The 6,567-nt window shown below is 28.5% G+C and carries 8 protein-coding genes; 6 read left to right on the forward strand and 2 right to left on the reverse strand.

Going from position 1 to position 6,567, the window contains the following annotated elements; genetic code table 11:
• Positions 1-30: 30 nt before the first annotated feature.
• Positions 31-666: a ribonuclease HII gene (gene rnhB, locus QZZ11_RS07735; protein WP_292475014.1), complete on the reverse strand. Its 636-nt coding sequence runs from the start codon at positions 664-666 to the stop codon at positions 31-33.
• Positions 667-909: 243 nt separating this feature from the next.
• Between rnhB and pssA the strand changes: the two genes are divergently transcribed.
• Genes pssA through QZZ11_RS07750 form a run of 3 tightly spaced genes read left to right on the forward strand, consistent with a single transcriptional unit; the run spans position 910 to position 3,074 of the window.
• A complete protein-coding gene (pssA, locus tag QZZ11_RS07740; RefSeq protein ID WP_292475017.1) occupies positions 910-1,587 on the forward strand; it encodes a CDP-diacylglycerol--serine O-phosphatidyltransferase in 678 nt (225 codons plus the stop codon).
• A gap of 36 nt (positions 1,588-1,623) precedes the next feature.
• Positions 1,624-2,703, forward strand: a complete 1,080-nt coding sequence (locus QZZ11_RS07745; RefSeq protein ID WP_292475018.1) for a DUF515 domain-containing protein — start codon at positions 1,624-1,626, stop codon at positions 2,701-2,703.
• A gap of 2 nt (positions 2,704-2,705) precedes the next feature.
• Complete coding sequence (locus QZZ11_RS07750) at positions 2,706-3,074, forward strand: dihydroneopterin aldolase family protein (RefSeq protein ID WP_292475028.1); 369 nt, start codon at positions 2,706-2,708, stop codon at positions 3,072-3,074.
• A 22-nt stretch (positions 3,075-3,096) separates the two neighbouring features.
• Here the strand turns inward: QZZ11_RS07750 and QZZ11_RS07755 are convergent, their stop codons facing one another.
• Positions 3,097-3,819 (reverse strand): hypothetical protein, encoded by a 723-nt coding sequence (locus QZZ11_RS07755; protein WP_292475020.1) that lies wholly within the window; start codon positions 3,817-3,819, stop codon positions 3,097-3,099.
• A 593-nt stretch (positions 3,820-4,412) separates the two neighbouring features.
• On the opposite strand from QZZ11_RS07755, the gene QZZ11_RS07760 reads away from it, so the two are divergent.
• The 3 genes from QZZ11_RS07760 to QZZ11_RS07770 all read left to right on the forward strand — a co-directional run.
• Complete coding sequence (locus tag QZZ11_RS07760; RefSeq protein ID WP_292475021.1) at positions 4,413-4,610, forward strand: ferredoxin family protein; 198 nt, start codon at positions 4,413-4,415, stop codon at positions 4,608-4,610.
• Position 4,611: 1 nt separating this feature from the next.
• A complete protein-coding gene (locus tag QZZ11_RS07765; protein WP_292475024.1) occupies positions 4,612-5,736 on the forward strand; it encodes a 2-oxoacid:acceptor oxidoreductase subunit alpha in 1,125 nt (374 codons plus the stop codon).
• Between the two features lie 3 nt (positions 5,737-5,739).
• Positions 5,740-6,567: 2-oxoacid:ferredoxin oxidoreductase subunit beta (locus QZZ11_RS07770; RefSeq protein WP_292475025.1), on the forward strand; the 828-nt coding region annotated here is incomplete at its 3' end.

A 6,567-nucleotide genomic window follows, 5' to 3' on the forward strand; every position in this document is an offset into this window, starting at 1 on the left:
TCTATTATATAATTTTAAGTAATACTATTTCTATTCTTTTTCTTCAATATTTTTAATAGTGTTCCACGTTTGTCTAACAATTGGGGGGTATTCTCCTTTCAATGATTTTAAATAAGATATGGTGTATTTGTCGCTGGGATATCCGGATCCTACGGCACCATATTCGTTTCTTATTATTGCTAATTGTTTGTCTCTTTCTACTTTAGCAATAATTGATGCAGCAGATACTATGTTGTATGTGTCATCGGCTTTGTGTTCTGTGATTACTTTCATTTTATGATTAATGTGTTGTATCCTGTTATGAAATCTTTCTTCATTCACATCAATACAGTCAATACAACATAAGTCTGGGTTGAAATGTTTGATGATTTCGGTCATTGCATTGGTTTCTATTTTATTTAGATTCGTTCCACTATTTCGTAAGTTATCTATTTCGTCTGCAGTGATAATCACGGTTTTAAATTCTGTTATTTTTTTTATTTTTCTTGAAATAGTTGTTCTAGTTTTTGATGATAGTTTTTTTGAGTCCTTTACTCCTATTCTGTCTAAAAATCTTAATTTTTTTCTTTTCATTAGGACACCACCTATTACGAGTGGGCCTATTACTGAACCTCTTCCTGCTTCATCTATTCCTAGAACTAAACTATCATCATTTAATTTATCCATATTTTAATTCCTTTTGTTGATACTCTTTTTTATGTATTAAGAATTATTTATTTTTTTATATTGAAATATAAAATTTTATATATTATTTTAAACAATGTTTAATTATAATAATAAAATAATAGTATATGAAAATTATTAATATTAATATTATGTAAAAAATAGTAATTTGGGGTTATATGGAAGAAATATTATGTATTTTGTTAAATAAATATTATTAATATAATAATATGGAAATGATTTGTTATGGAAACTAACATATTGAAAATGGTGGGAATAGCAGATATAGCTTCATTATTAAATGCAGTTTCAGGTATGTTGGCAATTATAATGGCTTTCTATCAAAATTCAATATTATCTGCTTTGTTTTTGATATTGGCAGTGGTTTTTGATGCTATAGATGGACCTTTGGCACGACGTTTTCCCAGTCCGTCTAAGGATGTATTTGGAGAAACAATGGACTCGCTTGCAGATGCAATTTCCTTTGGAATAGCTCCTGCAATAATAATATTTGAATTATTTAATACTCCTTTAATGATTATAGCATCTATTTTACTTTTATGCTGTGGTATATTAAGATTGAGTAGATACAATACTATAATTACAGAACAGGAAGGACCTACAAAAACATTCATCGGATTACCAATACCTGTATCCTCATTTATGTTATCATTATTATTATTTTCACAGATTAATCAAGCTTCACTAATCTTAATAATCATGTCAGTTATAGCAATATTAATGATTTCTACATTGGAATATCCAAAGATTAAAAACATCAAAATATTTGGAATCTGTGGATTATTATTACTGGTAACATTGATTCTTCCACTTAATAATATGCTATTTCATATTCCGTCAATTATATTGATAATATTAGTACTTGGATATTTGATTCTTCCATTTACAAATATTAAGATATAATTTCTTATTACTTTTTTTTTTTAAAATGAAATTATTATGAAAGATATTAAAGAAAAACTACAAGAATATTACATAAATTTAACCAAAGTTTTTGACACAGAAGATGATTCACCAAAATTATTGCATAGAAAAAGCTTTTCTAAAAGAGAAAATGAAGAATTACTTACTGGAATAATTGTTGTATTTTTAATTATTACAATTTTATTATCCTTTGTATATTATTTTTTGGTTTTTGCTCCACAACAGGAAGAATTTAATAATTTAAAACAAGAAAAAATTAATAAAGTGCATTCATTATTATCTAAAGATGAAAATCATAATAAAGAGGCGATAATTTCTGAAATTGAACGTTGCAATGATGTTGAAAGTTTAGAAAAATTGGATGTTGAAGCCATGTGTTATCCTATTTTAAAAAATTCTTTGATTGAAGAATTAAAAGAATATAAGGATAAATACAATAGGGTAGAAATACATTCGGATAATTCTACAGATATCATGAATATAAACAACGCTACAAATTATATTAATTCAAGAGATTCTACAACATTATCCACATTACATATTGAACCTGTTGATTCTGTTATAATTCCATTAAGTATTAATAGAAAACAAGCTGCCAGTGGTTTAATTACTGAGGGTGATGTTGTTGATATTTATAAAACCAATAATTATCTTCAGGATGAATCAGAAAGTCAAGTTGAAAATCAAAGTCAAAATGATACTTCCAACATTACTTATACCACTAAAATAGTTGGTGGTTCACAGATAGTTTCCATTTTGCGATCTAAGGATTCGGCCAGTATTGAACAAAATCTTGAATTATCCGAATCTCCAAAAAGTAGGAATTTATCACAATCTTCATCATTGGATATTCAACAGATATTATCTTCTAAAGCTGCAGGAACTTATGATGAAAAGCAGATAAAAATAATGCTGGAAGATTATGGTACTAGATTATCGAATTATGAACGAACATCCAATATTGGTGAATTGGATGTTGAATATATTATCATGTTAGAAGTTCCGAGAAGCAGTGTGGAAAATTTAATAGATAATATGGATAATATTATATTAACTATTCCCACATATGATGCACCATCATGGGTAAAATTGTAAGGATTGATATTATGAATGAAGAAGATTATTTTAAAAATTTAACTGATAGGGAAAGAGCAATTTTTGAAGGTGGTATTAGTATGGGTGCATTATTCCATCAATTTGTTGGTACTCCCGTTAGTGTTGATACTGCATCTTCTTTGGAAGAGGCTATTAAAAAAAGTATATTGCTACAACCTGCAGTAATTGATGTTAGTGTAAAATTAAACAGAAACTTGATTGAAAAATGTTCTGGAGTTATGGGTTATACTTCTCTTACTGGGGAAATGTTATCAATTAAGTTGACTACTAAAATTAAAGAAAAAACAATCACTACATGTATATCATACGATGAAAATTTACAATATCCTATAATGTATATTGAAGATTAAATATAATTATTTTAATTTATCTTCAATCTGTTTCTTCCTCTTTTCCTGGTTGTAACTCTTTAATTTCTTCTGGTAATCTGTTAAATAGTCTATCAACAAAACTCATATTCTTAATTTGACCGATTGCAAAACTATATTTTTCTAAACGTTTTAACGTGTAGTTTAATTCATCTTGTGTTTTATTAAGACGTTCTTGTGCATGTTCTCTTTTATTTTTAATTTTTGTATTTTCTTTAACTTGTTTATTGGTTTCTTCTACTTGTTCAAAGTATTTATCTTCTAAACGTTTATTTTCGTTTTTTAACCTATTATTTTCACTATTAATCTCTGAATTTTCTTTATTTATTCGTTTAATCTCTTTTTCAAGTGATTCTAACTTGTTGTTTGCAATATTATTTTCATATTCAACTGAATTTAACTTTTCTTCTAAATTCTTGAGGTTATCCTGATCTTTTTTTGAATTAGTTTTATTTTCTAATATTTTGTCATTTAATTTATCATTATCATTTTGAAGTTGAATAACTTTATCTTGAAGATTTTTGTTTTCAACATTTAAATTGTTGATTTTTGTTTTTGTTTTTTCAACATTTAATACATCGTTATCAACATAGTTTTCGATAGCTTTTTCAATTTCTTCAGAGGTATGTTTGTATGTAGTTCCATATTCTTTTTCAATTTTCTCTTGGAATTCATCCCATAATTTTTTATTTAATTTAATGGTTTTTCTAACATATTCTTCAGCCATAGAAATTAACTCCTTGGTATTATTTTTATAATGAATATTATATAAAATGTTGATTTTTGATTTTATTTTTTACTTTTGTTTGTATGTTGTAAAAGTTACTTTTTGACAATTTTTGTTTTCATCTTTTCAATTTCAACATTTTTACTAAATTCATAAATTTCTGTTTTTCAATTTATGATTTCAAATTTCTAATTTTTTTTAGAATTTAACCATTCATAAATTATGTTTTTTAATTGTTGATTTTTGTTTTCTAAAATTCTTATTTGATGTATAATTTTTGTTATGAAGACTATTTGCAAATTTTTCTAAAAATACTATAATGATCCGACAAATCATAAAAAATAAGAATATATAACTCTTTCTAAGTATTAACGAATTAAAATGTATAAACTATTAAGAATCGTGATAAATTCTACAAACTTTTAATATTATAAGAAACATATATTTTAAATAATGTGAGATGATGGATGATTTTTAATTCATTCAACTTACACATCATGATAACAAATTCATGAAATTATTACAAGATATATTATATAACAAAATAAGGAAGAATATAACAGAATCTTCACTTAACACTCAAGGTAATTAAAATGATATATATCAATGAAGATTTATGTAAAGGATGCTTTATTTGTGTAGATTGTTGTCCAATGAATGTGTACACTCCGTCAAAAGAAATAAATCAAAAAGGAGTTCATGTTCCTATACCAGAAATAGAAAAATGTGTTAAATGTCAACTTTGCACACTAATGTGTCCTGATCAAGTAATTTCTATAGAGGATGATTAAAATGGCAGATAAAGAATTGTTTGTACAAGGAAATGAAGCTTGTGCATTAGGTGCATTAGCAGCAGGATGTACATTCTTCGCTGGATATCCAATCACACCTTCAACAGAAATTGCAGAAGTAATGTCAAAAAAACTACCAGAAATTGGTGGACATTTTATTCAAATGGAAGATGAAATTGCAGCAGTTGGAGCAATAATTGGTGCTTCATGGGCCGGACAAAAAGTAGTTACAGCAACAAGTGGTCCCGGAATCTCTCTTATGCAGGAAAATATTGGTTATGCTGTGATGACTGAAACACCTATAGTTATCATTAATATGCAAAGGGGTTCACCATCAACAGGTCAACCAACAAGATCAGCACAAGCCGATATGATGCAAACAAAATGGGGATCACATGGTGACTATGAAACAATAGCTTTAGCACCATCAAGTGTACAGGAATGTTTTGACTTCACTGTAAAAGCATTTAATTTGGCAGAAAAATACAGATGTCCTGTATTTGTAATGGCAGATGAAATTGTGGGACATATGAGAGAAAAGATTACAATACCTGAAAAAGTAGAAATTGTCCCAAGACAGATGCCTGAAAAAAGTGAAAATTACTTACCATTTGATGCACCGGAAAATGGTACTGCACCAATGCCATCATTTGGACAAGGGTATAATATACACGTGACTGGATTAACTCATGACAAACGAGGATATCCAAGTACTGATGATGAAGAAACTCATCAGGAATTAGTTACAAGATTATGTGATAAAATAACAAAAAATACAAATGAAATCACATCAATAGACTCTAAATTCCTTGAAGATGCAGAAATAATAGTATTATCATATGGTATACCATCAAGAAGTGCATTAACTGCAGTTAAAGAAGCAAGGGAACAAGGATTGAAAGTAGGGTATATTAAATTAGGAGTAGTATGGCCATTCCCAATTGATACTTTATTAGACTTAACAAAAGATGCAAAAAGGATAATAGTACCTGAATTAAACCTTGGACAAGTATACTTGGAAGTAGACAGAGTACTCGGAAAACATGCAAAAGTAGAATTATTATCAAAGATTGGTGGAGCATTACACACACCACAAGAAATACTTGATAAAATAATGGAGGAATAACTTATGGCAGATCATGAACACAGATTTATGAAATACTTAAGAAAAGAAAGATTACCTCACATATTCTGTCCGGGTTGTGGAGATGGAATAGTACTAAACACATTATTTAATGCAATAGAAATGTCAAGTGTAGACTTTGATAATATAAGCATGGTGTCAGGTATAGGATGTTCTTCAAGAATACCGGGATATGTAAAATGTGACTCACTTCATACAACACACGGAAGGGCATTGGCATTTGCAACAGGTCTTAAAACAGCAAACCCAAAACAGGATGTAATAGTTGTTACAGGTGACGGTGATGCAACAAGTATTGGTGGAAACCACTTAATACACGCAGCAAGAAGAAACATAGACCTGACAGTAATATGTATAAACAATGATATCTATGGAATGACTGGTGGACAAATAAGTCCAACAAGTCCAAAAGGTAGTTATGCAACAACCGCACCATATGGTTCAACAGACAAACCTTTTAACATCTCGGAAGTAGCAAAAGCTGCAGGTGCAACATATGTAGCAAAATATACCACAGCTCAACCGGTACAAGTATCAAATGCTATTAAAGAAGGTTTAGAAAACAAAGGATTCTCCTTTATAGAAGTAGTAGCTCAATGTCCAACATACTATGGAAGAAAAAACAAAATAAGAAGTCCGGTGGAAATGATAAACTGGTTAAAAGATAACACAGTTACCCTAGAACAATCAAAAGACATGAGTGAAGAAGAATTAGAAGGAAAAATCATCACAGGTGTATATATTAACAAACCAAGAAAAGAGTTTGTAGAAGCAATAGAAGAAATATCAGCACAACACTCTGATGTAGATCCA

The sequence above is a fragment of the Methanosphaera sp. genome, from assembly GCF_016282985.1.
Classification (GTDB): domain Archaea; phylum Methanobacteriota; class Methanobacteria; order Methanobacteriales; family Methanobacteriaceae; genus Methanosphaera.

Excerpts from the sequence above, each read along its gene's own strand:
- rnhB (WP_292475014.1), bottom strand. The coding sequence starts at position 666 with ATGGATAAATTAAATGATGATAGTTTAGTTCTAGGAATAGATGAAGCA.
- pssA (WP_292475017.1), top strand. The coding sequence starts at position 910 with ATGGAAACTAACATATTGAAAATGGTGGGAATAGCAGATATAGCTTCA.
- QZZ11_RS07745 (WP_292475018.1), top strand. The coding sequence starts at position 1,624 with ATGAAAGATATTAAAGAAAAACTACAAGAATATTACATAAATTTAACC.
- QZZ11_RS07755 (WP_292475020.1), bottom strand. The coding sequence starts at position 3,819 with ATGGCTGAAGAATATGTTAGAAAAACCATTAAATTAAATAAAAAATTA.
- QZZ11_RS07760 (WP_292475021.1), top strand. The coding sequence starts at position 4,413 with ATGATATATATCAATGAAGATTTATGTAAAGGATGCTTTATTTGTGTA.
- QZZ11_RS07765 (WP_292475024.1), top strand. The coding sequence starts at position 4,612 with ATGGCAGATAAAGAATTGTTTGTACAAGGAAATGAAGCTTGTGCATTA.